The following is a 24,926-nucleotide window of genomic DNA, read 5'->3' as shown; positions in this document are numbered from 1 at the left end:
CCGCGCGCCTTCTCGCGCGGCGGCCGACGAGAGCGGTGCCCCGGTGTCGCGGCGGCTCAGGGGGCGGCGGGGCGCAGGAGCGCCTCCTGGGCGACGGTGGCGACGAGCGTGCCGTCCGCCGTGTGGAGCGCGCCGCGGACGAGGCCGCGCGCGCCGTGGTTCGTGACCGGGTCCGCGGAGTACAGCAGCCACCGGTCGGCGCGCGGCGGGCGGTGGAACCACACCGCGTGGTCGAGCGTGACCGCGGTCGCGAGGCGCGGCGGCGAGCCGGGCGCGCGGGCGCTGCTGACCATTCCCATGTCCGACAGGTAGGCGATGAGGCAGGCGTGCAGCGAGGGGTCGTCCCCGATCGGCGCCGACGTCCTGATCCAGAACGGGTGCGGCATGGGGAACCCGCCATCGGCGGGCGGGTCCACGACCCTGATGTCGAACCCGGCGGGGTGCCGGAAGAACGCGGGCAGCTCCGGCTCGGCGAGCCCCTCCGGGCCGGGCGCGGCCGGCGGCGGGCCGGCCTGCCAGTCGAACCCGTCCTCCGGCGCGTGGAACGAGGCGATCAGCTCGAGGATCGGCTTGCCGCCCTGGCTCGCGGTGACGTGCCGGGTCGAGAAGGAGCGGCCGTCGCGGGTGCGGGCCACGTCCAGCACCAGGGGCTCGTCCGGCGTGCCCGGGCGGATGAAGTAGGCGTGCAGCGAGTGCGGCGGCCGGCCGCCCGCGGTCAGGCACGCGGCGCGCAGGCTCTGCCCGGCGACCTGCCCGCCGAACAGCCGCGGCCGCCCGGCGCGCGGCGACGCGGCCGTGAAGGAGTCGCCGCCGAGCGGCGCCAGGTCGAACACGCGCGCGATGCCGTGGGGGACGTCGCTCATCCGGGCACCTCCTGCGGCCTGCGGGCGACCCTACTCGCGGGCCCGGCGGGCGCGGCGGCCGGGGCGGAGCGCCCCGGGACCGGGGACGGCCCTGATACCGTCGCGCGCGGTCGACCTATGATCGCCGGTGGGGTCCGGCGCGGCGTCCGGGGGACGTTCGGCGCGCGCCCGCGGGGGTACGCCCTCGCCCCCACGAGGAGATGAGAGAGGCAATGGCAGATATCACCGAGTCGCCCGAATGGACCGCGCTGGCCGAGCACCACGCGGCGATCGCGGGGCGGCACCTGCGCGAGCTCTTCGCGGACGATCCGGACCGCGCCGACCGGATGACCGTGGCCGCGGGGGACTTGTTCCTGGACTACTCCAAGCACCGCGTCACCGGCGAGACCCTGACGCTGCTCGCGGCGCTCGCCGAGCGGGCCGGGCTGCGCGCCAGGATCGAGGCGATGTTCGCCGGGGAGCACATCAACGCCAGCGAGGACCGCGCCGTCCTGCACACCGCGCTGCGGCTGCCGCCCGGCGAGGCCCTGACGGTGGACGGGCAGGACGTCGCGGGCGACGTGCACGCCGTGCTGGACAAGATGGCCGACTTCGCCGGCCGCGTCCGGTCGGGGGAGTGGACGGGCTTCACCGGCAAGCGCATCACGACCGTCGTCAACATCGGCATCGGCGGCTCCGACCTCGGCCCCGCCATGGCCTACGAGGCCCTGCACGACTTCGCCGACGCGGGCGTCGCCTGCCGGTTCGTCTCCAACATCGACCCGGCCGACATCCTCGGCAAGCTCGCCGGACTCGACCCCGAGCAGACGCTGTTCGTCATCAGCTCCAAGACGTTCGGGACGCTGGAGACCCTCACCAACGCCAAGGTCGCGCGGCGGTGGCTGACCGAGCGGCTCGGCGACGACGCCGTCTCCCGCCACTTCGTCGCCGTGTCCACCAACGCCGAGCGGGTCGCCGAGTTCGGCATCGACACCGCCAACATGTTCGGCTTCTGGGACTGGGTGGGCGGGCGCTACTCCTTCGACGGGGCCATCGGCCTGTCGCTGATGATCGCGATCGGCGGCGAGGCCTTCCGCGAGATGCTCGCGGGGTTCCGGGAGGTCGACGAGCACTTCCGCACCGCGCCGTTCGAGGCGAACATGCCGGTGCTGATGGGGCTGCTCGGCGTCTGGTACACCGACTTCTTCGGCGCGCAGACGCGGGCCGTCCTGCCCTACAGCCAGCGCCTTTCGCGGTTCCCCGCCTACCTCCAGCAGCTCACGATGGAGTCCAACGGCAAGTCGGTGCGGGCCGACGGCGCGCCCGTCGTCGCGCAGACCGGCGCGATCTTCTGGGGCGAGCCCGGCACCAACGGGCAGCACGCCTTCTACCAGCTGCTGCACCAGGGGACCCGGCTCGTGCCCGCGGACTTCATCGGCTTCGCCGAGCCGTTCGAGGACCGCGAGGGCATGCACGACCTGCTCACCGCGAACATGCTCGCGCAGACCTCGGCCCTCGCGTTCGGCAGGACCGCCGAGGAGATCGCCGCCGACGGCACGCCGGCCGCGCTCGTCCCGCACAAGGTCATGCCCGGCAACCGCCCGAGCAGCACGCTCCTCGTGCCGAGGCTGACGCCGAAGACCCTCGGCTCGCTGGTCGCGCTCTACGAGCACATCGTGTTCGTCGAGGGGACGGTCTGGGGCATCGACTCCTTCGACCAGTGGGGCGTCGAGCTCGGCAAGGTGATGGCGAAGGACCTCGCCCCCGCGCTCACCTCGCAGGAGCCGCCGTCCGAGACGCCCGATCCGTCCACCGCCGCGCTCGTGCGCAGGTACCGGGAGCTGCGCGGCCGCAAGGTCTGAGCCGGCCGGCAGGCGCGCGAAGGGCCCGCCGGCCGTCCGGCGGGCCCTCGTCTTGTTCCGCTGTCTTCTCCGCCGCGCCGTCAGGCGCGGGCGCCGGGCAGGGGCCCCTCGACCCAGCCCTGGGACTCCAGGATGGCGCGGAACTCGCCGTAGGAGATGAACCCGTCGAGGTTGCTGTCCGCCCTCTCGAACCTGTCCTGCGTCTCGGCCCGCGTCCAGGACAGGCCCAGCTCGTCCAGCACGAGCGTGAACTCCATCAGGTCGAGCTTCTCGTCGCCGCCGAGGTCCGCGCGCGTGAACACGGCAAGAAGCTCGTCCCCGGTCGGTCTCGTCGTCATCTCGCTCCTCGTTCCGGTCCGATGTAGCCCCGCATCATGTCATAGGGGGCAGGTCCGGCTACATGAGAAACGCCGCGGGGAGATCCCTGGTTCCCGGCTAGGCCTCGCCCGTCAGTTCGGGGACGCGGTGGCGGTAGCGCTCCAGCAGCGCGGCGTTCACCTCGTCCCCGCCGGGGACGTTCGCGCTCGTCCAGCGCGGCGGCTCGGCGCCGCGCTCGGCCGCGAGGTCGTCGAGGTCGGCCAGCACCCGCGCCCACGCGTACGCGGCGAGGACGGTGGAGACCGCCGCGGTGCGCGGCGCGCCCGCGGGGTGCAGGACGTCCCCGGGCGGGACGCACGTGTCGAGCACGATGGCCGCGTGGTCGGCGAGGGTCGTGTCGGTCCGCGCCGCCGCGCCCCGCGACGCCCGCGCCGAGGTCACCGCGACGACCGGCACGCCCCGCGCCGCGCACTCCCGCGCGACCTCCACCGGATAGGGGTTGCGGCCGCTGGTGGAGAACACCACCGCCACGTCGGGCGGGGCGGGCGCCGCCTTCTCGACCACGGCGCGCCCCACCCCGTCCCGCCGTTCGGCGCGGGTGCTGCGCACCGCGTGGTCGAGCGGGAGCACGGCGGGGTCCCAGATCGGGCGGACGGCGGCGAGGCCGCCGGCCCGGTAGAACGTCTCGCACACCATCGCCAGGGAGTGCCCGGCGCCGGCGACGTGCACGATCCCGTCCGCCTCGATCGCGTCGAGCAGCAGCGCGGCGGCCTCGCGGGCCGCCGCGCCCGACGCCGCGTCGAGGTCGTCGAGGAGGGCGCGCACTCGTGCGGGGATCCCGGAGGGCGCCGGGTCAGGCATTCGGTAGAGCCTCCTTCAGGATGCTGGCCAGCTCGTCCTCGCCGGACGCCGCGCGCAGCCGCTCGGCGAGGCCGCCCGACAGAGCGCGCGCCAGCCCGGACAGGGTGCCGACGTGGGCGTCGGGGCCCGGGGTGCAGAACGCCAGCAGCAGGTCGACCGGGTCGTTGTCAGGATGGCCGAACGCGACCGGCGCCGCCAGCCGGGTCACACCGACGCCGACGGCCAGGCCGCCCTCCTCGGGGCGGGCGTGGACGAGCGCGAGCCCCTTGGCCAGCACGATGTACGGGCCGTTCTCCTCCACTACGCGGACGCACGCCTCCGGGTAGCCCCCGCCCGCGGCGCCGGCCCCGACCAGCGCGGAGGCCGCCGTCCGGACGGCCTCCCGCCAGTCGCCCGCGGCCGCCCCGTCGGTCGCGGTGACGACGGTCCCCGGCGGCGGGGCGCTGGGAGCGGCCCCCTCGGGACGGGCCGTCACGAGAGCCAGCCCTGCTCGGTGAGGCGCTCCCTGAGCTGGGCCTCCAGGCCCTCCTTGTCCAGGAAGTCGCTGATGGTGATGACCACGGGCGCGAGGTCGGCGATCTCGCCGGTGTGCATGCCCTGGCCGATCACCACGTCGGGCGTCATGCCGCGCGCCGTGGACACGTCGGTGTTCTCGACCCGCGCGTCCACGCCGAGCGAGCGCAGCGCGTCCTCGGCGGTCATCTTCAGCATCAGGCTGGAGCCCATGCCGACGCCGCAGACCGCGAGGATCTCCAGTTGCCGGTCCAGTGCCATGTCCGTCTTCTCTCCTAGCAGGGTCGGTCGGTCCCGCGCGCGGTGCCGGTCAGGCCTCCGCGGGGGCCGCGGTCTCGGGGGCCGCCTCCTCCTCGGCCGCCGCCCGGCGCTTCTCGGCGCGGCCGAGGAGCAGCAGGGTGGCGACCATCGCGGCGAGCGCGACGGCGGGGACGAGCCAGATCGAGGCGCCGCCGACGACCGGGTCGGCGGCCTTCAGCAGCCAGGCGATCGCGTACCAGTCGGGGTCGGCGAGCGTCGCGAGCTCGGGGGCGGTGCTGTCGTACAGGCCCCAGGTGACGGCCTGCCCGACGGCGAGGACGAGCCCGGTGATCACGCCGCCGAGGACGGCGCCGCGCCAGCCCGCCACCACGTTGCCGAACAGCGCCGCCGCGCCGCCCACGAAGAACAGCATGATCATGGGCGGGGCCAGCGTGAACCAGCCGGCGCCGGCGAACACGCCGAGGCACGCCAGGAACACCACGGTCGAGGTGACGAAGCCGACCATGACGGCGGTCGGCGCGACCGGGAACACGGTGGGCGCGTCCAGCGCGGGGCGCGTGCCCGGGATGACGCGGTCGCTGAACCCCTTGAACGCCGGGACGATCTCGCCCAGGAACATCCGCACGCCGAACAGCAGGATCGCGATGCCGCCCGCGAAGCGCAGGCCCACCAGGATCGCCCACACCCACGGCGACAGCTTGTCGTCCATCTCGGCCGCGGCCTTGGCCACCACGCCGTCGTCGGCGAACGCGACCCCGACCAGCATGATCACGGTGATGATCAGCGCGGTGCTGACGTTGACGTCCTTGAAGAACGACAGCTGGCGGGGCAGCCTCAGCTTCTCGGTGTCGTGCTTCTCGCGGCTGCCGAGCGGGCGGGCCGCGTAGCCGGTGACCAGGCAGGCGAGCGAGCTGGTGTGGGCGAAGCCGAACCGGTCGTCCGGCATGACGCGCCGCATCAGCGGCCGCATCCACAGCGGCTGGAGGGTCCAGTACGCGGCGACGAACCCGGCCCCGCAGAGCACCAGGGTGAGCTGGTCGGCGCCGGGCGCGATGGTCACCAGCGAGGCGACCGTGACCGTGCTGATCCAGAACATCAGGTGGCCGGTGAGGTAGAGGTAGCGGGCCGCCGGGAAGAGCCGCACCACCAGCACGTGCGCCAGGAACGCCACCGTGATCACCAGCGCGATCGTCCCGCCCTGGTCGGCGAGGAAGTCCGCGAGGGTGTTGTCGGCCTTCGGCGGCGTGGTCCCCATCGCGCTGGCGAGCACCGTCTGGAAGCTCGTCAGCCCGCCGGTGAAGACCTCCACGCCGATGAACAGGATGACCACGCCGATCGTGGCGCGCAGCGCCCCGGCGAAGACGTCCTCGAACCGCTTGCGCTGCAGGAGCAGGCCGATCAGCGTGATGAGCCCGATGAGGATGGGCACCTGGCCGAACACGTTGTCGGCCAGGAAGGTGAGGATGTCCTTGATGACGTCCATGGTGAACTCGCCTCACATCTCGGGGGATGGGTGGTGCGCTGTCGCCCCCTGTCAGCGCGGACGGGCGGTCGCGGACCCGGCGCTCGGAGTCCGGGCGCGCGGTCAGTGGCTCGGTGGTCGCAGGTCCAGTTCCAGCCGGTACCGGTCGCCGCGGTAGACGGACCGGACGTACTCCAGCGGCCGGCCGCCGGCGTCCCTGGTGATCCGCTCGAACAGGAACGCCGGCGTGTGCACCGGGATGCCGAGCTCGGCGGCCTCCTCGGCGGTGGTGACGGTCGGCTCGATGGTCTCGGTGCCCGAGGCGATCACGACGCCGGCGCCCCGGAGCAGGTCGTAGAACGACCGCCCTTCCAGCTCGTGCCGCCGCAGGCCCGGCATCAGCGCCCGCGGCAGGTACAGGGTCTCGATGGCCATGCTGGCCCCGTCGGCCAGCCGGAGGCGCCGAATGGTAAATACCTCTTCGTCCGGCGACAGGGCCAGCCTGCGGCCGATCCGCGCCCCCGCGGCCTCGCTGCGGAACGACAGCACCCGCCCGCCCGGCTTCATCCCGCGCCTGATCATGTCCTCGGTGAACGACGTCATGGTCAGCGAGACGGCGATCCGGGGTTCGGCCACGTAGGTGCCGCTCCCGTGCCGCCGCTCGAGCAGCCCGTCGGCGACGAGCCCGTCGATGGCCTGGCGCAGCGTCGGGCGCGAGACGCCGAGCTCCTCGGCCAGCCGGCGCTCGGACGGCAGCGCGTCGCCGACGTCCAGGCCGTCGAGCATCGCGAGGAGCTCGCGGCGCACCGCCTGCCGTTTCGTGCTCGCGGCCCGGGCCTCACCGGCGGATGGCACGCCTATCACCTCCTATGACGCTGTTCCTGTCGTGGCACACGTTATGTCTCATTGTGGCGACTGGTCAATACCACTTTGTCGAGGTTTGCCGTGGTCATGGGCGGACGGCCCGGCCTACCGTCACGGAAGATCGTCAAGACGGTGCCGAGCCGGTGGTGGACCGGACGGCGGCGGCGCCGCGCCCCGCGCGGCGAGGAAGGCGGCCAGATGAGGAAGTTCGTGCGCGGCGCCCTGGCGCTGGCCCTGCCCGTGCTCATGCCGGCGGCGCTCTGCGCGGCTCCGGCCCGGGCGGACGGGGGCGGCCCCGGGGCCAGGGACGGCTGGAGGCTGGTCGCCTCCGAGCCGTTCGACCGGCGCATCGACGACGCGAAGACGCCGTGGAGGCCGGACGGCGACGGACCGACCAGCCCCTACGACGTGGACATGTACGACAACGACGGCGCCTACTTCGACACGGTGGGGGGCCCGGCGTTCCGCGAGCAGCTCGCGAGGATGAGGACCTACCGCAAGTCGTTCGCGTTCGGCGAGCGCGGCTGGCTCACCGCGGAACTGGCCGCGCGCGACGCCGACGGGGACGGCCGGCCGGACGCGCCGCCGTCGCTCACGTCCCGCGGCGGCGTGGCCCGGCTGGACGAACCGGCCCACCAGGCGGGCGTCGTCATCCGCTCGTCCCGCGACCTGCCCGCCGAGTACCGGGTGGAGATGACGCTGCGCGGCCTCGACTTCGGCGGGCAGCGGGGCGGGTCGTGGGACTACCCGGACGGCCGGATCAACGGCTACTCGCCCGAGGGCTGCAAGACCAACTTCCCCTGGGCGTCGGGCGGCGACTACGCCAGGCCCGAGTGCGAGTGGGCCGACGTCCGGACCGACTCCAACGGCTTCTACTACATGTCGATCATGGACTACCGGCAGGTGGCGCCGCACAACAACGTGTTCGTCCACGGCCACCGCAAGGTCGCCATGGACGGGTAGAACCTCCTCTGTCAATAATTATGCCGATACGGTTCGTTCATGACCCCCAGACCTCGGCGCGAGCTGCCTGTGTCATCGAGCGGCAGCGCAGGCGCAATAGCGGCTGTTCCTGCTGGAGTTCGGACACTGCGCGCGGCGATCTATGCGCGTGTCTCCCATGACCTGAAAGACACGGGGCGCTCGGTCGCGCAGCAGGAGACCGAGGGTCGGGCCCATGTCGCCAGGGAAGGGTGGAACCTGGTCGGCGTGTGGGTGGACAACTCCAAGGGGGCCTCGAAGTACTCGCGTGGTGTGCGGGAGGAGTGGCAGGCGCTCCTGGAGCTGATCGCCGCCGGCGAGATCGATGTCCTGGTGGTGTGGGAGCCCTCTCGGCTGACGCGGGACCGGCTGGTGTGGGCCACGCTGGCGCACCATTGCGAAGAACGCGACGTCAAGATCGCCGCGAGCGGCCGGGTGTACGACTTGGCCGACCCGGATGACGCCTTCCAGCTCGACCTGTACTTCGCGCTCGGCATCCGCGAGGTCGGCATCACGCGGAAGCGGGTGATGCGCGACAAGTCCCACGAGGCCAAGGCGGGCAAGCCGCACGGCCGCCTGCTGTTCGGCTACTACCGTCTGTACAGCCCGACGAACGGCGCCCTGCTGCGGCAGGTGAAGGATGACCGGCGGCGGATCAATCTCTGGGCGGTCAACGCGGCCCTGTTCATCGCGGTCGCCGCGCTGCCGGAGCTGTGGCCGACGCCGCTGGGGCGGTTCGCCATGGGATGGCGCCCTTTGGACCCGCGCCTTCAGGACCTGCTGGACGCGGATTCCCGCAGGCAGCCGCCGTGGTGGGCACTCGATCCAGCGATCCGGCCCGACAGGAGCCTGCTGTGGTTCACCCGCGAACGTGTGGTCCACATGTTGTTGCGGCGCAGCCTTGAAGGCGACAAGGAATTCGTCTTGGCTCGCGAGCTCGGGTTCGCGGGAATCCTCACGGGGACCAACAGCCAGTTCACGACGTCCTCGATCCGGACCCTGGTCACCAACCCCTCGTACGCCGGGTTGCGGAGTCACCATGACAGCCTGTTCGAGGCCGTATGGCCCGCCTACATAAGCGTTGAGGACCACCTGGCCCTCGTAGCGAAGTTCGCGAAGCGTGCGCAGGGGCGGCCCAACCGTGATCACTCTCTGAAGTACCTGCTCAGCGGGCTCTTGTCCTGCGCGGTATGCGGGGGGACCACGAGCGTGCAGGGTGAGGACGGCGACGAAGGAGCTGAGGGGGCGAAGAAGACGCGCCCTCATCAGCACTACATATGCGTGGGGCGGGGGCGGCTCCCTGGCCGCCGGGCCTGCACGGCCCGCCCGCGCCGGCCGACCGAGCTGTACATCATCGAGCTAGTTCTCGAATGGTTGAGCTCGCCGGAGGCTGCTGATGCGCTCCTCGCGGACGAGCGGTCAGCGTCGAATCTGCGTGCCTTGATGGAACGACGCGGCGCGCTGCAACGTCGGCTGGACGAGTTGTATGACACCGCCGGCCGGACCGGCATGTCCGACCGGTTGGCTGCCGCGACAGAGCGGAACCTGACCGAACTGATCGCGGAGGTGGACGCCGACATCGACGCCACCCAGCGGTACCCCGTGCTGCGCGGCCTGGTGAAGCCCGATCGCACCGACGTGGAAGCAGCGTGGGAACGCCTCGACCTCTTCCGGAAACGCGAAGTGATCAAGACGCTGTTCGTTCGGCTGGAGATGAAGAAGGTGGGGCGAGGGCGCAAGGGCGTGCCCATCGAGGAGACGATCGATGTGACCTGGCGAGAGTTCGCGTTGGTCAGCTGACCCTGAATGCTGAAGGCCCCGGCGCGCTCATGGCTGCCGGGGCCTTGCTGCACACGGGACGCTAGGTGCTGCGTCCATGCTGGCTCGCGTGAGCCCGCCCAGGATCCCCCTCCTGATTCGCCGCGTCGAACCCGGCGATGAAGCCGGCCTGATAGGCCGGTTCCGCATAGGTGCGCTCGGGGCGGCGCTCGTTGAGCAGCCACACCGTGACGGCGATCGCCGCCCACACAAGCAGAGGCTCCCGCACCCGCTCACTCAGCTCTGGTAGTGCGACCCAGAGGATCGCCGCAGCCGCTCCTGTGAGAAGGAGAATCAGTCTTCGCAACCCCGACTCCCTGCAATAACGCCTCCGACATCGCCATACCCCCGGCAGTTCGCCAGTTAGACGTTTGGGTGTGTTCGATCGGCTACCTGCGGACGCGCCGAAACCGGATCGTGACGTTACGAGAGCGTATACATGGCAAATGGCTACTCTGCGTTATGAAGGGCGGTCGCGGATCCCGAGCTGCCGCCGGGCGGAATCGGAAGCGGCTATCGGTGCCATCACCGCCGACATCGCCTTCTGCGGCTCTCGTTGAATCCAGTCGTACAGCTCCTCCAGCGTCCGCTCGGGATGGCCGCGGATCCAAGCGCGGGCAATCTCCTCGGTACGGACAGGAGCCTCAACACCGTCGAGCTCGTCGGGGCGGAACCAGCCGATCAAGACAGCGAGTTGGGGCGCCGGCGTCTCCATGACGTCGGCGATCATCCGCAGCGTGGCCCAGTCGTCGGGCATCCGCATGCCTCGGCGCCAGAACCCGATCGTGCTGTTGTTGATGCCGATGCGGTCCTGGAGTTCGACGTTGGACATGCCCCGCTCGGCCATCTCGGCGTCGAGCCATTGCCCGAACCGCCGAGCAGCCTCGGCCTTCGCCTCCTCCCGGCGTCTTCGGGCCTCAAGCATGCGCTCTTGATCGGACATCGCTCCACCCTCTGAGGTCTGAGTCCGCGCCGATGCAGACGGTATCGCGTGAGTACAGCGTTGCGATGTCGCAGGACGCTAGCACGACGCCGCTTCCACGTGCCCTTCCAGCAGGTCAGATGCGGCGCATATTGCCTATCCGCCACACCCCACTTCCGTCTCGGCGCAGAGCAAGCGGTGACTCTCTGATCAGTGCTTGCGCAGAAGCGGAGCGCTGTTCTAGCCTCTGGGCACACGCAGAGATATTGGGGGCTGGTGCCATTGACGCCGGAGCAGAGGCGGGAACGGGCGAAACAGGCCGTTCAGGCCTCGTGGGAACGGACCGAGGACCCGGCCGCGCGGACCAAGCCCGCCCGCATGGCGGCGCTTCAGCGCTTTGAGAACGAGGTCGACCCCGACAGGACCCTCCCGGAGAACGTGCGCAGCCAGAGAGCCCAGGAAGCCAAGCGCCAGTACTACTCGGAGCTCGGCCGGCGGTCCGCCGCGGCTCGCCGCGCCCGCCGCGAGGCCGCACGGGCGGCTGGATGAGCACCCTTGCCGAGCTGCGCGCGTCGCTCCCCGCCGCGACCTGCGCGGCGATCCAACAGGCGGCCCGCCGCGAAGTCGCCGAGCACGCGCCCGCGCCGACCCCGCAGCACATCGCCCGACTCGCGCCGCTGTTCGCGGGCGAGGTCGACCACATCCTCGCCCGGCATGGAGCCGGGCGGCAGCACACCACCGCGGCGTAGACGGCGAACGGCCCCCGGACCGCGAATCCGAGGGCCGTGCTCAGGCCGTGACCCGCAGACAGGAGACCCGGGTCGTGAAGAAGAGTATGCAGCAGTCGACCACCGCCCCGAAGGGGCCCGGCGCTGCCGTGAGCGAACCCACGTACAGGCGGCTGGCCGACCACCGCGAGCCGCTGCCCGAGGACGTCGTTGCCCGGTGCGCCGACGCCGACTCCTCGCACGGCTTCCGGACGCAGTGATGCCGCGCATCGAGTACGTGCCTCGCCAGTTCTCGCCCGAGCGCAAGGCGATCATCCGCCGAGCGAACGAGATCTGCGCCGACTACGCCGCCCAGGGCTATGACCTGACCTTGCGGCAGCTCTACTACCAGTTCGTCTCTCGCGACTGGCTGCCCAACCAGCAGTCCGAGTACAAGAGGCTTGGCGACATCGTCTCCGACGCGCGCCTGGCAGGGCTGATCGACTGGCATTACATCGTCGACCGCACCCGGAATCTGCGGGGCCTCGCCCACTGGGACAACCCCCGCCAGATCATCGACGCCGTCGCATCGCAGTACCTCACCGACCGTTGGGCCGACCAGCCGTACCGGGTCGAGGTCTGGATCGAAAAGGACGCCCTCGTCGGCGTGATCCAGCGGGTCTGCAACCGCAACGACGTCCCGTACTTCTCCTGCCGCGGATACACCAGCCAGTCGGAGCTGTGGGCCGCGGCCCGCCGGCTGTCCAGCTACGCCGAGGCCGGGCAGGACCCCGTGGTGATCCACCTGGGCGACCACGATCCCAGCGGGATCGACATGTCGCGCGACATCGCCGACCGCCTCGCCCTCTTCGGCGCCCACGCCGCCAAGGTCCGCCGGATCGCGCTGAACCGGGACCAGGTCGACCTGTACCGGCCGCCCCCCAACCCCGCGAAGCTCACCGACTCACGGGCCCGCGGCTACATCCGCAAGCACGGCTCATCGAGTTGGGAGCTGGACGCGCTCGACCCGGCGACGCTGTCCGGGCTGATCGAGGACGAGATCAGCGCGTGGCGCGACGACCGGCTGTGGGGCGCGGCGACCGACCGGATGGAGCGGGAAAAGGCCGTCCTCGGTGCGGTGTCGCGGCGGTGGGTCGAGGTGCAGGCGCTGGTCGGTGGCGAGTGACCGCGCGGTGGGGCTCACAGGCCCTGCCGCGCCTCCTCCTCGCTGAGGATGCCGGCGGCGACCATGGCTTCGAGGATGGGGCGCCGGTATGCCTCGGCGAAGGCGCGGACCGATTCGACGCGCGGCTTGGCTCCCTGCGGCCACTTGTTGAGGGAGGACTGGTCGCGTCCGATTCGCCGGGCGATCTCCGACTGGTTCTCGGTGCCGGCGTGCCGGACTACGTACTGCCACCAGGTCCTGTCGGTCATGCGCCAAGTGTATGGGCACGCCCATACGCATTCGAAGCGGGTTGGCTCGGACGGCCTATGGGTTCTCCCATAAAGCCCCTTGTGTTCTATGGGTACTCCCATTATGGTTATGGCCATACCCATAGACATGCAGTTCAGGATGCATGCCCAAACCGAAGTCAGGTGACCAGTGACCCAAAAGATCCCGGAGGCCGACCGACACCAGGTCCTCCAGGAGCTGGCGCGGAGCCGCTTGGCCGGCACGAGCAACACCCGCCGGACAAAGGAAACCCTCCGCCAGCTGGCCCCCCACTGGGGCGCCAAAGAGCGGAAGGCCCGCTGGGAGAACTACCTCGAGGTGGCCGCCCAGTACTTCGCCGTGATGGACAACCGGACCGACCAGACTCCCGTGCGCGACATCTTCGGGGCGAGCTTCGAGCTCCGAGAGGCCGCCGACGGGCTGCTTGCGCCCGACGGGAGGCCGACGTGGTGACCCTGGCCACCCCCACCGGCAGGCGGCTCCTGCCGCCCAAGCCGAAGAAGCGCGACTGGGACGCCGCCCGCGCGCAGCGGATGACCGCCTCACGTCTCGCGGCCTGCATGGGCCTGGAGAAGGGGGAGTACTCCTCTCCGCTCGCCGTGTGGCACGAGATGCGCGGAACCCGCCCCGACACCAGGGCGAGCCGGGTCAAGGAGGCCGCCCGCTGGGGACAGCGGATGGAGCCGGTGATCGCCGAGGCCTTCGCCGAGGAGAGCGGCTGCGGTATCCGTCCCAGCCCCGGGATGCTCGTCCACCAGGAAGCGCCCTGGATGGGCGCCAACCTCGACTTCCTGGTGGTGGAGGCCTGCGGCTGCGGCTCCCATCAGCCGGGGATGCCGGCCGAGCCCGGCGACGTCGCGCCGTGCTGCGACTCGCAGACGTGTGAGGCGTGCTGCGAGGACTGCCCGACCTGCCCGAGCCTGGCCCGCGGGCGTCGACGACGCTCCAAGCTCCGCCGTCACCGGGCCACCCCGCCCGAGGCCTCCGCGCTCCTGGAGTGCAAGCAGCGATCGGCCTACCAGGACCACGAGTGGGGCGAGGACGAGGACTCCATTCCCGACTCCGTCGCGATCCAGGTCCACTGGGGCCTGGCCGTGTCCGGACTGGCCGCCGGATACGTCGCCGTCCTCCTCGGCGGCAACCACCTGAAGTGGTACCGGATCGAGCGGGACGAGGAGTTCCTCGCCTCCCTCGTGGAGTGGGCCAAGGGCTGGTACGACACCCACATCGTGGGTGGGGTCGAGCCTGACGTGGACGGCTCCGCCGCGACCACCGAACTCCTCAACCACCTGTGGCGGGTCAAGCCCGGAACGGTGACGATCCTCGACCCGGACGAGACCAAGCGGCTCAAGGGTGAGCAGGAGGCGATCAAGGCCCGGATCAAGGCTGAGGAGGAGCAGCTCCGCGAGGTCGAGAACCGGCTTCGGCGTGCGATGGGTGACGCCGAGTTCGGGATGGTCGACGGGTACAAGGCCGTGTCCTGGTGCGCCAACGGCACCTTCAGCAGGAGCAAGCTCGCCGAGGACCACCCCGACGTGGCCGCCGAGTACGTGACCCTCGCGGAGGTGTTCGACCTTGACCGTTTCAAGGCCGAGCAGCCCGAACTGTACGGCCGCTACCGGGCCCGGGTGCTCCGCACCCACAAGCCGCCCAAGGCGAAGGCCGCCAAGCCCAGGGCCGCGAGGGCGAAGGCCAAGACCGAGGCCGCTGCTGGTGCCGGGGAGGCGCAGTGAGCGCGCTCAAGGACCGGGTCCGCCGCCTGGTCATCCCTGGCCAGGGCCACGACGCCCACGGCGACCGCGCCCGCCCCCGCGAGGGGGCGGGCCCCGCCTCGACCGTGAACCCGTTCAACCCCACCGGCCCCTCCGGACCGGGGAGTGGGCGTCCGGAAGGGCTGCTCGGGCACTCCGACCAGCACGCCGGCGGCGGGCTGGTGAACCTGGCGACCCGTGACGTCCTCCAGGGTTGGATCGACGCGCACTCCCCGTTCTGGGCCGAGGCCCTCCCCGACTGCGTGCGGCCGGGAGCGTTCGCCGCCGCAGCCCTCACCGCCCTCTACAACGACACCCGGCTCCAGCGCTGCGACCCCCAGTCCGTGCTGATGGCTCTCGTCCAGAGCGCGTACTTCGGGCTACTCCCGGACGGCAAGCACGCCGTGATCGTTGCGGACGGCCGCCACGCCGACTTCGTGCCGATGTACCAGGGCTACCTGGAGTTGATGTACCGCTCCGGGCTCGTCAAGACCGTGGTGTTCGACCACATCCGGCACGGCGACACCTGGCGGGTCGACCAGGGCAAGCCCGCTCCCGACGACTTCACCCACGTCAAGAACGTCATCAGCCCCGGCCCTCCGCTGGTCGCGTACACCTTCGCCTGGCTGGCCAACGGAGCCCGGTCCCAGATCCACTTCTGCACGCGGGAGCGTGCGGAGGCGATCCGGGACCAGTGGTCCAAGCACTACCGGCGCGCGGAGGAGAACGGCACCTACGACTCGCTGTGGCATACCCGGTTCGCGGACATGTGGCTTAAGACCGCGGTGCGTCAGGCCGCAAGAGGGCTGCCGACCTCACCGGAGATGCGGCAGCTCATGGACTACGAGGACCAGGCCGAGCGCGGAGGCCGCGTGCCGTCCAGCGTGGTGAACCTGCCCCGCGAGGCCTGGGCCGCCGCCAACGCCGATGACCTGGCCTCCGACGCCCACCACGCCGCCTACCGGGCAGCGAAGGAAGCCGCCCAGGCCGCCACCGACGAGCCCGGTGAATCGCCGTGACCCGCCCCCAGTGGCCCGCCGCCCGCTCCTGCGCCCGACGGCGCGGGGGCGGGACCCCCTCCTGGTCGTGCGACCTCGGACTCCTACGTCACCCCCGGAACGCCGCAGACCGAGGCCGCACGACCAACCCGCGAGAGACAGGACCCGGTGACATGACCCTCTACGCGCTGATCGACAACGAGCAGCAGTTCCACATCCGAAAAGGCGACTACAAGCCCGAACTCGGCCCCGAGGGCACCGACCTGGTGACGCTGCACCCCGGTACCCGCATGGCCGCCTTCGTCAACGACTGCGGCTTCTCGTTGCCGGACCGCTGCCCCCGCAACACCCTCGGCGCCCTCGTCGCGATCCGGCTCGGAGCCGTGTTCCGGCCGCTGGCCGGGCCGGTGGTGTTCACCGGCTGGAACTCCGCCGGCTGCGGCTCCGAGATCCGCGACCTCACGCCCTCGGACATCCAGACCCTCACCGGACTGCACCGCGACTTCACCGCCGCGCTCGCCGGTACCTACACCGGTGCCGCGTGGTGGGCCGACACCGTCCGCCGCGACGCCGACGCGCTGCGGGCCGCCGCCGCCCCGACCCTCACCGTCCTGGGAGGCATCTGATTGCCCCTCTCGTGCCCCGCGCTCAGCAGATCCGCGACGCCCGGCTCCTGCTGGACTGGCTGGAGGCGCACCCGGCGGTGCCGCTGCCGGACCTGAACCTGGCCGCGATCCTGCACCTGTCGCCGAAGGCGGCGGCCGCCGTCATGGACCGCGCCTCGTCGACGTCCCGCACCCCGATCGAGGTGACCCCGGCCGGGGGCAAGGTCCTCCGCCGCGAGATCGGGTGCATCTCCTACCGGCTGGTCGTCCTGCCGCCGCCCGCCGCCCCCGAACCTGTCCGGGCCGTGCCCCCGCACGAGCACCGGATCGCCCGCATCCGCAAGCCCCAACAGCGGCCCTCCCGCGGCCGTGCCCTGACCGAAAGGCCGAGCAAGTGACGATCCCCAGCAGCCCCAGCAACGAGAACAACCAGACCGACCAGGTCACCGACGACGTCCTCGACGAGTACTGGGCGATGCACCTGCGCGCCCAGGAACAGCAGGACAAGTTCCACATGGAGGCGCTGCCGCTGCAACAGGACCACCAGCAGCGCACCGCCAACCTGGCGGAGCTGCACCGCAGGAGGGAGGCGATCGAGCGGGACATCTCCGCGCAGGAGGCCATGATCCGCACGGTCGCCGCGAACATCGGCACCCTGAACTCCCAGGCCGAGCAGGCCCGCCGCAAGGCCGAGCTGCACGCCAGCAACGTCGCGCGGCTGGTCGAGGACACGGGCCGCCCGCACCCCAAGACCCGGTGGGAGAAGGCGGCCCAGCGCGAAGCGGCGCGGCGGGAGGAGGAGAACCGGCGGGTCATCGCCCAGCAGCTCCAGCCGCCCTACCCCGCCGAGGGGCAGGTGCCGACCAGCCCCATGGGCGCCGTGCCGCCGCCCTTGGAAGAGCCGCCGGCCGACTCCACCCCGTCCCGCGGCCTCGCCCGGCTTCGAGGCGCGCGGGCCGGCTCCAACGGATCCACGCCGTGACGATGGCCGCGCCACAGCCCCGCCACAAGCGGCCCGGACCGGTCCAGGCCCGATGCCTGCACCGCGCCGCGCTGGCCGCTGTCGCTGCCGCTGTCACCGCGGTCGTGTCCCTGACCGTGGTCATCGCAGGCCAGGCCCTGGGGCCGCTCAGCGTCGGGGTCATCGCAGTGCTGGCGTCCCTGGTAGGCGCGGCGCTGATCGTCTCGGCCTCCGAGGCCGCCGCCCGGATGCACGACCGCCGAGTCGCCGAGGGCCGCCGCTGCGGCGCACGCAACCACCACCCGCACCCATGACCATCTGGCCCGCCCCGCTCTCCCTGCTCCGGGGCGAGCCAGATACCCCAGAACCACGAGGACCTGACGTGCCGACCGTGTACCTGACCACCCACATGGACGAGTGGCTCCACCTGAACCACCCGGGCATGCCGCCGCTGTTCGTGAGCCACCGCAGGCTCGCGCGGCGGCTCACCTCCGGGCGGCCGTTGCGGCCGGCGCTGCACTGGTGGGGCCTCGACTCGGGAGGGTTCAGCGAGCTCGACCTGTACGGCACGTGGCGGACGACCCCGGCCGAGTACGTCGCCGCGCCCCTGCGCTACGACACCGAGATCGGAAAGCTCGGGTGGGCGGCGCCGCAGGACTGGATGTGCGAGCCGCCGCAGCTCGCCAAGACCGGCCTGACCGTCCGCGAACACCAGGCCCGCACGGTCGACAACTTCGTCGAGCTGACCCGCCTGTGGGCGGACGTCTCCGACGAGGACTGCCCGTTCATGCCGACGCTCCAGGGCTGGACGCTCGCCGACTACCTGAACTGCTGGGACATGTACGGCGACGCCGGCGTGGACCTGACCTGGCAGCCCGTCGTCGGCCTCGGGTCGGTGTGTAAGCGGGAACGCACCGAGGAGGTCGGCGAGGTCCTCCTCGCGCTCCACGACCTGGACCCCGAGCTGCCCATCCACGCATTCGGCTTCAAGACCGTCGGCGTCCGGAAGTACGCCGACCTGATCGAGACCTGCGACTCGGCGGCCTGGTCCAAGGGTGGATTCCACCGGCCAGACCCCGACTGCGACAAGGCCAGCTGCTCCAACTGCCTCCACTACGCCCTCGCCTGGTACGCGCGGGTCACCGAGTCGCTGGCCTACGTTCCCGCGCCCATCCAGCGATCCATCTTCCCCGCCAGCGAGTTCGACCTGGCGGTCTGACTCACTGATGAACACCCAGGAGCACACGTTGAACGGCCCCGAACACTTCGATGCGGGCGAGCGAATCCTGAAGGAAGCAGCCAGCGAAACCGCCCCGGAATGGATGCTCGCCCGCTCGCAGTTGGCAGCAGCGCACTTTGCCGCCGCGCAGGCCTCTGCCGCACTTAACGAGAACTTCGCCCAGGCGCTGCTGTCGTGGAGCGCGGAGGCACCCGAGGGGGACGAGCCGGCCGAGGACGAGGACCGGTGCGAGGACTGCAACGCGACCGACGGGCAGCTCGGCGAGGCCAACCTCGGGTGCGTCGACCGGCCCGCCTGCGGCCTGCCTCCTCTCCCGGACGCCCGCGATTCAAGTCCCCTCGACCCCACCGTCCTCGGCGTCGCGCCCGCTGGTGAGGCGACGTCATGAACAGCCACCCGCTCACGACCCGGCTCATCCGGCGGCTGCTCGGCGCGAACGCCGCCCTGGTCTGGGAGGCGCTCAGGCAGCGCTCCCGCCAACGCCGGCAGGACGACGACCGATGAACGAACTCCTCGTGATCACCCCTGCCGAGCTGCTCGCGTGGAGCGCGCTGGTGGCCGCGATGACCGTGACCCTGATCGTCATCATCTGGCTCGCGGTCCGGCTCCGCCGCAGCGGCTGCTCGGACTGCACGGCGCACCCGGGCGTGGGGATCGAGGCGATGCCCGGTCACCCCGAGCGCGTCGATGTGTTGCCCGACCCCGTGGAAGAGCGCACGTTCGGCGCGATCGGCGACCGGCTCCGGGCGGACGAGCAGATCGCCAAGGCCCTCCAGCGATGCGGGTGGGACGAGTGACCGGCCAGACCACCGCAAGCCTGGCAGGGCCACAGCGCCGGCCTCGGGACGAGCAGCGCGGACCGTTCGCCGGTCTCCCATGAGCAGGTGCCCGCGGCCGTGCCGGATGACCGCGCGGCCGCGGGTGCCCACCACCAGCCACAGAAATACGAGAGGAGCACGGATGCCTGCCGCTCCGATTCCGGAGGTCCTGCGGCGCCTGGAGGCCGGCGAGACCACTATGCAGGTCGCTGAAGCCTGCGGCTGGCCGCGCGGTCGGATACTCGCGCTGATCAACGGTAAGCCGGGATGGTTGCTCGACGCCGACACCGACCGTGTCAGGCAGTTCAGTAGCCGCCCGCGCACGGACGAACCGGCTGCCGCGCCGCAAGACCCGGTGGATGTGCTGCAGCTCGGTCCGGTCGTGATGGTGCCGATCGAGCTGATCGAGCCGCACCCGCACAACCCGCGCCGCGACCTGGGCGATCTGGACGAGCTGGCCGGCTCGATCGGCACGCACGGGTTGCTGCAACCCCTGCTTCTCGAACCGCACCCCACCACGCAGGGGAGGTACCGGCTGCTGATCGGGCACCGCCGACGCGCCGCTGGACATCTCGCAGGAAAGACTGAGCTGCCGTCGGTGATCCGCCCCGAGTCGATGTCGGCCGAGCGGGCGATCGAGACGATGCTGATCGAGAACGATCACCGCGAGGACCTCAACCCGATGGACCGGGCGAAGGCGTACGGGAAACTCGCGGCACGCGGCTTGTCGGTGCCTCAGATCGTGGAGCGCACCCGCCGCGCCGAATCGACCGTGCGCAGGCATCTCGCGCTGCTCGACCTCGATGAGGCATCGCAGGGAAGGGTCCGCGCCGGGGAACTGACGGTCGGCGATGCGGTCGCGGCGGTGCAGTCCACCCGCAAGAAGAGGACCCTCGGCGGGCGGCCGGCCAAGCTGAGGATGGAGCCGCCCTACTTCGCCGACACCCACCGGCTCGCCAAAGCTGCACGGGAACGCTGCCAGGCCCGCGAGCACACCATGCGCCCGAAGGTCGGGAAGGTCGCGTGCGGGCAGTGCTGGGAAGTCGTCATCAAGGACGATGCCCAGTGACGATCCCGACCTTGGACAAGGTGCACTACCGGACCTCGCACCGCCAGCCGCGGCCTGGCCGCGATGACCCGCCGACGCCGTGCAGCCTCAACTCCGCCGCCTGGGCCGACCCTGACCGGGAACTCGAGGCGATGGCCGGCTGCCGCACCTGCCCGATCCTGCGGGCCTGCCACACGTGGGTGCTTGGGCTCACCGCGACCCAGGACGCGGGCGGTGTCGTGGCCGCGATGACCGCCCGCACCCGTCGCGCGATCCGCAGCAGCGAGCGGGCGGTGGCCATGCATGAGCGGCGCCGCCTCCGTGAGGAGAACAGCGCCGGTGAGTGACCCGGTCGATGAGCGCGACGTCCGCCTCGCAGCGCGGCTGCCCGCCGCCACCGACATCATCTGCCTCGTCCGGGACCTCGACCCGGACGGCGTCAAGGACTGGTGCGCCCGCAACCGCATCACCGGCCAGGCGGCCCAGGAGCTGATCGTGCTGCTGGCCGCGATGGTGCCGGACGACCGGCCGATCAGCGAACTGCTCGCGTGGACGTGGACAGCGCCCGCGCCGCGGGGGGCGTGCGTGGTGCCGATGCGGCGCCGCTGCTCGTGCTGCGGCCAAGAGCTGTCCCTCGCCCGCTTCTACCGGGACCGCAGCAAACCGTTGGAGCGGTCCTACAAGTGCATCGACTGCATGCGCACTCGGCGCGAGCACGGCGCCTGCGAGCACGAGGCCGTCCGGAGGGACACCGGATGACGGCCGCCAGCGCGCCCTAGCGCGCCCTGGGCGGGGCCTGGTGGCCCTGCCCGACCTCATCCATCCACGTAGGGGCTCAGACCGAAAGAAGGGACCTCCGAGTGACATCGCGTATGAACGCGGCGGGAGCGTGACGTGGCCTGGCTGCGTGATTCTGACGACTACACCCAGCGGGTGGAGTGGGACGGCGTCTCCTATGAGGCGCGGTGGCACTACAAGGCGATGATCGAGTACTGCTCGCGGTCGCGCCGGTGGGACGGGCGGCTGCCGCTGGAGCAGGCCCTGCGAGTGTCGGACGTCCCGGATCCGGACCGGTGCATCGCCGAGCTGGAGGCGATCGGCTACGCCATCGTTACGCGTAACGTGACGTCACATGTGACGTCACAAAGTCCGTCACGTGTGACGCTCGGGACCGTCACACTGCCCCGGATCGACGAGCACATTCCGCCGCGCGGGATGCGCGACAACGCCTCGAACTCCAAGCTGCGGATGCAGCGGAAAAGGGCGCATGACCGGGGAGAACACCACCTCTGCCTCCCCAAGAACTGCCCCCAGGCGACACCCCCGGACGACCCGGCCGCCGATACGCGTAACACTCGCTCTGTTACGCGTAACCCCGGGACGGGACGGGATAGATCCTTCAATCCCCGCGTCGAGGGCAACGAAGACGCCAGCACCGGCGAGAGCGGTCAGTCCGGTCTGGTGGGGGGTGCGGGGGGAGGGGCGCGTGACGTTACGCGTAACACCGCTCCTCGGCCCCAGCCCGGCGGGGAACTCGGCAACGCCGTCCAAGACCGCAGAGGCATCCGCTGGCTGACCGAGAACCTGCACGCCGGCGCCCAGGCCGCCGAGCTCGTCATCCGGCAGGTCCGCGCCGACGCCCGCGCGCGCGGTATCCCGATCAACTCGCTGCCGGCATACCTGGCGTCGATGCACGAGAACGGCGACTTGACCGACGTGCTCATGGCCGCCCAGGACCGCATCGAGGGCCGCACCCGCCCATGGGGCAGCGCCGAACCGGAACCCGCGACGCAGGACGAGCACCCGGACTTCCGCGTCATCGACGGCCGCACCGTCAGCCCCCAGGCGCGCCGCGCCGCAATCGACGCCTGCCCCCGCTGCGACCACAACGGCCTGACCCGCGAGGACAGGCCGCGCCGCTGTGACCACCGGCCGCCCGGGCACGCCTCCCAGCCGCCCCTGATGAAGTCCGTCCCCGACCAGGACGGCGGCGAGACCCGCAGCACGGACGGACTGCCCGCAGACGACGCCCGCCGCACGGCCCGCACGGTCATGGACCGCCTGAACCAGGCCCGAAGGCAGCACGGATGACCGCCCTCCGCACCAAGATCGCTGCCACGGCCGCAACCATCGCCGCCCGGCTCCTAGACCGCTACGCGCCCCGATCGGGCGGCAACGGCGACCACGACGCCGCGCAGCCGTACCCGCAGATCCCGGCTGAGTCCGATGAGCTGACGCGAACGGACTGCCGCGAGCTCGCCGCCGGCCTCGCCCGCCTCGCCGACCTCACCCGCCAGCTCGGCGACCCCGCTGCCGCCGCCCGGCACCTGTGGGGTGACCAGTGACCCGCCGCCGACGCCCGACCCTGGCCGCGACCGACACCCACACCTGCCTGAAGTGCGGGCGACCCCTGCACGCCAGCAAGGAATGGTTCGTCGGCGACCACTGCGCGCAGATCCTCGGCCCGGCCCGCGTCGAGGCCCTCCGGATCTACGCCGAGCAGCAGGTCGATCCCTTCACGCTCCCCACCGGGCAGAAGCCGCCGTCGCATGAGGCGCGCCTCAACAATCGCAACGCCCGCGCCGCAGCGTCCGGCCAGATGCAGCTGTGCCGCCACTACAACCAGGTCGGCCGGTGCGGGACCTGCCGTTGGGAGTCCAAGGCCGAGAACGCGTCCAAGCGGATCCTCCGCGAGATCTGCGCCGAACCCCTCGACCGGCGACGCACCGAACGGGCCGCCGTCCAGAACTCCCGCGCCGCAGCCCGAAGACACCCCTACCGCACGCCTCCCCGCCCCAGCCCCGTCGCTGCGCCCGCGCCGCGACCAGCAGAGCCCGCGCCCGCCCCAGGCCCCGTCCAGACCGCCTTGCTGTGACCACGGAAGGAACACCACGATGAGCCCCCCGACCCGCCTTCCTCTCGCAGAAATCGAGATGAGGCACCCCGCGGAGCCGCGCGCCCTACGCACCGTCGGGACACCCATCGCGCGCTGCGCCCGGCCCTGCCCTACCTGCCCCTGGCGGGTCGACACCGTCCACCGCATCGCCTACCCGAACCTCGCCGAGTACGCCGCCGGCACCATCGGCGCACCCGGCCAGGAAGCGCCGGTCGGCGCCCCCATGTTCGGCTGCCACGCGATCGAGCTGGTGCCGGGCTGGTTGTGCGCAGCATGGCTCGCCATCGTCGGCCAATTCCACCTCACCGTCCGGTTCGCCGTCGCGGTCGGAGCGCTCCCCGCCGCCGCCCTGCGGCCCGGCCGCGGCTGGCCAGAGCTGTTCCCCACCTACGCGGCGATGGAAGCCGCCCACCGCCACGCCCACACCCCCACGGAGACCCCCTGATGCCCGAGCACAACCACGAGTTCGCGCGGCGGATCCAGCTCGCTCTGCTGACCCGCGCCGACAACATCGATGTCCAGCGCCTGGCCGACGTCACCAGCCTGTCGCCGAGGGTCGCCGCCGACGCCCTGGAGCGACTGGAGATCGACGACCTCGTAGAAGGCAGGTGGCATGAGGGCGTCCGCTACTACCACCTCACGCCCGAAGGGCTGCGCCAGGCGCACGACGACCTCGGCCTGCACCCTGCCGCGGCCGGCCGCACCGCGCTGACCAAGTTCACCGCCAGCACGCGAATGACCTTGAACGAGCTCATGGCCGATGCCCTCGGCATCCAGCTCGCCGAACCCGCCGCCCCGGGCCAGCTGTACCTGGTCGACGTCGACGGAACCGTCGCCCTCCGCGATGAGACCCGCCCGGACGTCCGCAGCCCCTTCGATTGGGCCCGGGTGGGGGAGGACCTCCCGAACCGGCCGGTCATCTCGATCGTGCAGGCCCTCGACGCGGCGGGGCACCGAATCATCTACGTGTCCGGCCGCTCGTGCGAATGCCGCACCTCCACCGGAGCATGGCTGGCCGAACACGTCGGGGTCCCCGGTGAGGCGCTGCTGATGCGCACCGCCGGCGACTACCGGCGCGACACGATCGTCAAGCGGGAACTGTACGAGAGGTTCGTCGTACCGAAGCGGGTCACCGCCGTCCTCGACGACCGGGCCAGCGTCGTGGCGATGTGGCGGGAACTGGGCTTGACCGTACTGCAATGCGCGGAAGGCGCGTTCTGATGGCCACCGCCCCTGACTTGACCGACGACGGGACGGCGGCCGACTCCGAGCCTGAGAAGCTCACCGCGTTGGAAGTGGACGTGCTCACCACGAGCGCGATCGGCCTCAGCCAGGACCAGGCAGCACTCCATCTGGGCGTCTCTCCCCGAACGTTCCGCCGCGTCCTGACCAGCGCCGCGGACAAGCTCAACGCGACCGGCCCGGTCCACGCCGTCGTCCTCGCCGCGCTTGGCGGACATCTGGACGCTGACCGCGTGCGGACCCAGACCGCCCCGCCGCGATCCGCTCCCACCCCGACCCAGGTCCGTGCATGGGCCGCGGCCGCCGGCGTCCTATGCCCGCCGCGCGGCAAAATCCCGGCGTGCGTCTACGCCGAGTATGAGGCCGCCGCCCTCGGCGCCCACCGGAAGGGATTACGGCTCTAACACGCCCGCTCCCGGAAAGCGCTGGCCCGACGCGATGTGCACCGCCACCTCCCCGCGACCGCTCAGCCCCACGCGTGCCAGCCGCCCGGAGCGCGAGCC

35 protein-coding genes are annotated in these 24,926 nt (G+C 71.6%); 25 read left to right on the top strand and 10 right to left on the bottom strand.

Features of this window, described 5'->3' with window-relative positions; translation table 11 throughout:
* Nucleotides 1–56: 56 nt before the first annotated feature.
* Nucleotides 57–863, bottom strand: a complete 807-nt coding sequence (locus tag FKD65_RS02710) for an acyl-CoA thioesterase II (protein WP_141575974.1) — start codon at nt 861–863, stop codon at nt 57–59.
* A 212-nt stretch (nt 864–1,075) separates the two neighbouring features.
* Here FKD65_RS02710 and pgi point away from each other — a divergent pair, with 212 nt between their 5' ends.
* Nucleotides 1,076–2,704 carry a glucose-6-phosphate isomerase gene (gene pgi, locus FKD65_RS02705; protein ID WP_205718523.1) on the top strand — a complete coding sequence of 543 codons (1,629 nt, stop codon included), beginning with the start codon at nt 1,076–1,078 and terminating at the stop codon, nt 2,702–2,704.
* Between the two features lie 80 nt (nt 2,705–2,784).
* On the opposite strand, the gene FKD65_RS02700 is transcribed toward pgi, so the two are convergent.
* The 6 genes from FKD65_RS02700 to FKD65_RS46150 form a co-directional block, all read right to left on the bottom strand.
* Entirely contained in the window at nt 2,785–3,042 is a 258-nt protein-coding gene (locus tag FKD65_RS02700) for an EF-hand domain-containing protein (protein ID WP_141575972.1), read from the bottom strand.
* Between the two features lie 97 nt (nt 3,043–3,139).
* Nucleotides 3,140–3,883, bottom strand: a complete 744-nt coding sequence (locus FKD65_RS02695) for a sugar isomerase domain-containing protein (RefSeq protein WP_141575971.1) — start codon at nt 3,881–3,883, stop codon at nt 3,140–3,142.
* A complete protein-coding gene (locus FKD65_RS02690; RefSeq protein WP_168220919.1) occupies nt 3,876–4,358 on the bottom strand; it encodes a PTS sugar transporter subunit IIA in 483 nt (160 codons plus the stop codon). The genes FKD65_RS02695 and FKD65_RS02690 overlap by 8 nt, the downstream gene beginning before the upstream one ends.
* Nucleotides 4,355–4,657 carry a PTS sugar transporter subunit IIB gene (locus FKD65_RS02685; RefSeq protein WP_141575969.1) on the bottom strand — a complete coding sequence of 101 codons (303 nt, stop codon included), beginning with the start codon at nt 4,655–4,657 and terminating at the stop codon, nt 4,355–4,357. Before FKD65_RS02685 ends, FKD65_RS02690 begins: the two co-directional genes overlap by 4 nt.
* Nucleotides 4,658–4,706: 49 nt before the next feature.
* Nucleotides 4,707–6,140, bottom strand: a complete 1,434-nt coding sequence (locus FKD65_RS02680) for a PTS ascorbate transporter subunit IIC (protein ID WP_141575968.1) — start codon at nt 6,138–6,140, stop codon at nt 4,707–4,709.
* 102 nt (nt 6,141–6,242) lie between these two features.
* Entirely contained in the window at nt 6,243–6,974 is a 732-nt protein-coding gene (locus FKD65_RS46150; protein WP_302931580.1) for a GntR family transcriptional regulator, read from the bottom strand.
* A 207-nt stretch (nt 6,975–7,181) separates the two neighbouring features.
* Here FKD65_RS46150 and FKD65_RS02670 point away from each other — a divergent pair, with 207 nt between their 5' ends.
* Nucleotides 7,182–7,946 (top strand): hypothetical protein, encoded by a 765-nt coding sequence (locus FKD65_RS02670; RefSeq protein ID WP_141575967.1) that lies wholly within the window; start codon nt 7,182–7,184, stop codon nt 7,944–7,946.
* Nucleotides 7,947–7,985: 39 nt separating this feature from the next.
* A complete protein-coding gene (locus FKD65_RS02665; RefSeq protein WP_141575966.1) occupies nt 7,986–9,764 on the top strand; it encodes a recombinase family protein in 1,779 nt (592 codons plus the stop codon).
* Between the two features lie 61 nt (nt 9,765–9,825).
* Here FKD65_RS02665 and FKD65_RS43900 read toward each other — a convergent pair whose 3' ends face one another.
* Together FKD65_RS43900 and FKD65_RS02660 are read right to left on the bottom strand one after the other, a co-directional pair.
* Nucleotides 9,826–9,993, bottom strand: coding sequence for a hypothetical protein (locus tag FKD65_RS43900; RefSeq protein WP_168220918.1), 168 nt, complete (start codon nt 9,991–9,993; stop codon nt 9,826–9,828).
* Nucleotides 9,994–10,242: 249 nt separating this feature from the next.
* Nucleotides 10,243–10,725 carry a helix-turn-helix transcriptional regulator gene (locus FKD65_RS02660; protein WP_141575965.1) on the bottom strand — a complete coding sequence of 161 codons (483 nt, stop codon included), beginning with the start codon at nt 10,723–10,725 and terminating at the stop codon, nt 10,243–10,245.
* A 255-nt stretch (nt 10,726–10,980) separates the two neighbouring features.
* On the opposite strand from FKD65_RS02660, the gene FKD65_RS02655 reads away from it, so the two are divergent.
* From FKD65_RS02655 to FKD65_RS02645, 3 genes are all read left to right on the top strand, one after another.
* The gene (locus FKD65_RS02655) at nt 10,981–11,253 is read left to right on the top strand and encodes a hypothetical protein (protein ID WP_205718522.1); all 273 of its coding nucleotides are present in this window, start codon (nt 10,981–10,983) and stop codon (nt 11,251–11,253) included.
* Nucleotides 11,250–11,453 (top strand): hypothetical protein, encoded by a 204-nt coding sequence (locus tag FKD65_RS02650; protein WP_141575964.1) that lies wholly within the window; start codon nt 11,250–11,252, stop codon nt 11,451–11,453. The genes FKD65_RS02655 and FKD65_RS02650 overlap by 4 nt, the downstream gene beginning before the upstream one ends.
* A 238-nt stretch (nt 11,454–11,691) precedes the next feature.
* On the top strand, nt 11,692–12,597 hold the full coding sequence (locus tag FKD65_RS02645; protein WP_141575963.1) for a hypothetical protein: 906 nt from the start codon (nt 11,692–11,694) through the stop codon (nt 12,595–12,597).
* A gap of 14 nt (nt 12,598–12,611) precedes the next feature.
* Here the strand turns inward: FKD65_RS02645 and FKD65_RS02640 are convergent, their stop codons facing one another.
* Entirely contained in the window at nt 12,612–12,845 is a 234-nt protein-coding gene (locus FKD65_RS02640; RefSeq protein WP_141575962.1) for a helix-turn-helix transcriptional regulator, read from the bottom strand.
* Between the two features lie 169 nt (nt 12,846–13,014).
* Between FKD65_RS02640 and FKD65_RS43895 the strand changes: the two genes are divergently transcribed.
* The 19 genes from FKD65_RS43895 (at nt 13,015) to FKD65_RS02550 (ending at nt 24,827) form a co-directional block, all read left to right on the top strand.
* A complete protein-coding gene (locus FKD65_RS43895) occupies nt 13,015–13,317 on the top strand; it encodes a hypothetical protein (protein WP_168220917.1) in 303 nt (100 codons plus the stop codon).
* Nucleotides 13,311–14,597, top strand: coding sequence for a YqaJ viral recombinase family protein (locus FKD65_RS02635; protein WP_168220916.1), 1,287 nt, complete (start codon nt 13,311–13,313; stop codon nt 14,595–14,597). The genes FKD65_RS43895 and FKD65_RS02635 overlap by 7 nt, the downstream gene beginning before the upstream one ends.
* On the top strand, nt 14,594–15,634 hold the full coding sequence (locus FKD65_RS02630; RefSeq protein WP_141575960.1) for a RecT family recombinase: 1,041 nt from the start codon (nt 14,594–14,596) through the stop codon (nt 15,632–15,634). The genes FKD65_RS02635 and FKD65_RS02630 overlap by 4 nt, the downstream gene beginning before the upstream one ends.
* A 152-nt stretch (nt 15,635–15,786) precedes the next feature.
* Nucleotides 15,787–16,239 (top strand): hypothetical protein, encoded by a 453-nt coding sequence (locus FKD65_RS02625; protein ID WP_141575959.1) that lies wholly within the window; start codon nt 15,787–15,789, stop codon nt 16,237–16,239.
* An 11-nt stretch (nt 16,240–16,250) separates the two neighbouring features.
* Entirely contained in the window at nt 16,251–16,616 is a 366-nt protein-coding gene (locus FKD65_RS02620; RefSeq protein WP_141575958.1) for a hypothetical protein, read from the top strand.
* Nucleotides 16,613–17,200: a hypothetical protein gene (locus tag FKD65_RS02615; protein ID WP_141575957.1), complete on the top strand. Its 588-nt coding sequence runs from the start codon at nt 16,613–16,615 to the stop codon at nt 17,198–17,200. The genes FKD65_RS02620 and FKD65_RS02615 overlap by 4 nt, the downstream gene beginning before the upstream one ends.
* Before the next feature lie 2 nt (nt 17,201–17,202).
* Nucleotides 17,203–17,493 (top strand): hypothetical protein, encoded by a 291-nt coding sequence (locus FKD65_RS02610; RefSeq protein WP_141575955.1) that lies wholly within the window; start codon nt 17,203–17,205, stop codon nt 17,491–17,493.
* Nucleotides 17,494–17,561: 68 nt separating this feature from the next.
* Entirely contained in the window at nt 17,562–18,398 is an 837-nt protein-coding gene (locus FKD65_RS02605; protein WP_141575953.1) for a hypothetical protein, read from the top strand.
* A gap of 7 nt (nt 18,399–18,405) precedes the next feature.
* Complete coding sequence (locus FKD65_RS02600) at nt 18,406–18,807, top strand: hypothetical protein (RefSeq protein WP_141575950.1); 402 nt, start codon at nt 18,406–18,408, stop codon at nt 18,805–18,807.
* A gap of 112 nt (nt 18,808–18,919) precedes the next feature.
* Complete coding sequence (locus tag FKD65_RS02595) at nt 18,920–19,216, top strand: hypothetical protein (RefSeq protein ID WP_141575948.1); 297 nt, start codon at nt 18,920–18,922, stop codon at nt 19,214–19,216.
* Nucleotides 19,217–19,379: 163 nt separating this feature from the next.
* Nucleotides 19,380–20,306 carry a ParB/RepB/Spo0J family partition protein gene (locus FKD65_RS02590; protein ID WP_168220915.1) on the top strand — a complete coding sequence of 309 codons (927 nt, stop codon included), beginning with the start codon at nt 19,380–19,382 and terminating at the stop codon, nt 20,304–20,306.
* Nucleotides 20,303–20,632, top strand: coding sequence for a WhiB family transcriptional regulator (locus FKD65_RS02585; RefSeq protein WP_141575943.1), 330 nt, complete (start codon nt 20,303–20,305; stop codon nt 20,630–20,632). The genes FKD65_RS02590 and FKD65_RS02585 overlap by 4 nt, the downstream gene beginning before the upstream one ends.
* Nucleotides 20,625–21,044 (top strand): hypothetical protein, encoded by a 420-nt coding sequence (locus FKD65_RS02580; protein ID WP_141575940.1) that lies wholly within the window; start codon nt 20,625–20,627, stop codon nt 21,042–21,044. The genes FKD65_RS02585 and FKD65_RS02580 overlap by 8 nt, the downstream gene beginning before the upstream one ends.
* A 135-nt stretch (nt 21,045–21,179) precedes the next feature.
* Complete coding sequence (locus FKD65_RS02575; protein ID WP_141575938.1) at nt 21,180–22,376, top strand: hypothetical protein; 1,197 nt, start codon at nt 21,180–21,182, stop codon at nt 22,374–22,376.
* Nucleotides 22,373–22,630, top strand: coding sequence for a hypothetical protein (locus FKD65_RS02570; RefSeq protein WP_141575936.1), 258 nt, complete (start codon nt 22,373–22,375; stop codon nt 22,628–22,630). Before FKD65_RS02575 ends, FKD65_RS02570 begins: the two co-directional genes overlap by 4 nt.
* Nucleotides 22,627–23,160, top strand: coding sequence for a hypothetical protein (locus tag FKD65_RS02565; RefSeq protein ID WP_141575933.1), 534 nt, complete (start codon nt 22,627–22,629; stop codon nt 23,158–23,160). Before FKD65_RS02570 ends, FKD65_RS02565 begins: the two co-directional genes overlap by 4 nt.
* Before the next feature lie 58 nt (nt 23,161–23,218).
* Nucleotides 23,219–23,626, top strand: a complete 408-nt coding sequence (locus FKD65_RS44710; protein ID WP_205718521.1) for a DUF6283 family protein — start codon at nt 23,219–23,221, stop codon at nt 23,624–23,626.
* Nucleotides 23,626–24,402: a hypothetical protein gene (locus FKD65_RS44705; RefSeq protein WP_205718520.1), complete on the top strand. Its 777-nt coding sequence runs from the start codon at nt 23,626–23,628 to the stop codon at nt 24,400–24,402. Before FKD65_RS44710 ends, FKD65_RS44705 begins: the two co-directional genes overlap by 1 nt.
* Nucleotides 24,402–24,827, top strand: coding sequence for a LuxR C-terminal-related transcriptional regulator (locus tag FKD65_RS02550; protein ID WP_205718519.1), 426 nt, complete (start codon nt 24,402–24,404; stop codon nt 24,825–24,827). The genes FKD65_RS44705 and FKD65_RS02550 overlap by 1 nt, the downstream gene beginning before the upstream one ends.
* The last annotated feature ends 99 nt before the right edge of the window (nt 24,828–24,926 follow it).

It is taken from the genome of Actinomadura sp. WMMA1423, from assembly GCF_006547145.1.
Lineage (GTDB): Bacteria > Actinomycetota > Actinomycetes > Streptosporangiales > Streptosporangiaceae > Spirillospora.
Note: the sequence above shows the minus strand (reverse complement) of the source record. Positions and strands in the feature narration are given on the sequence as shown.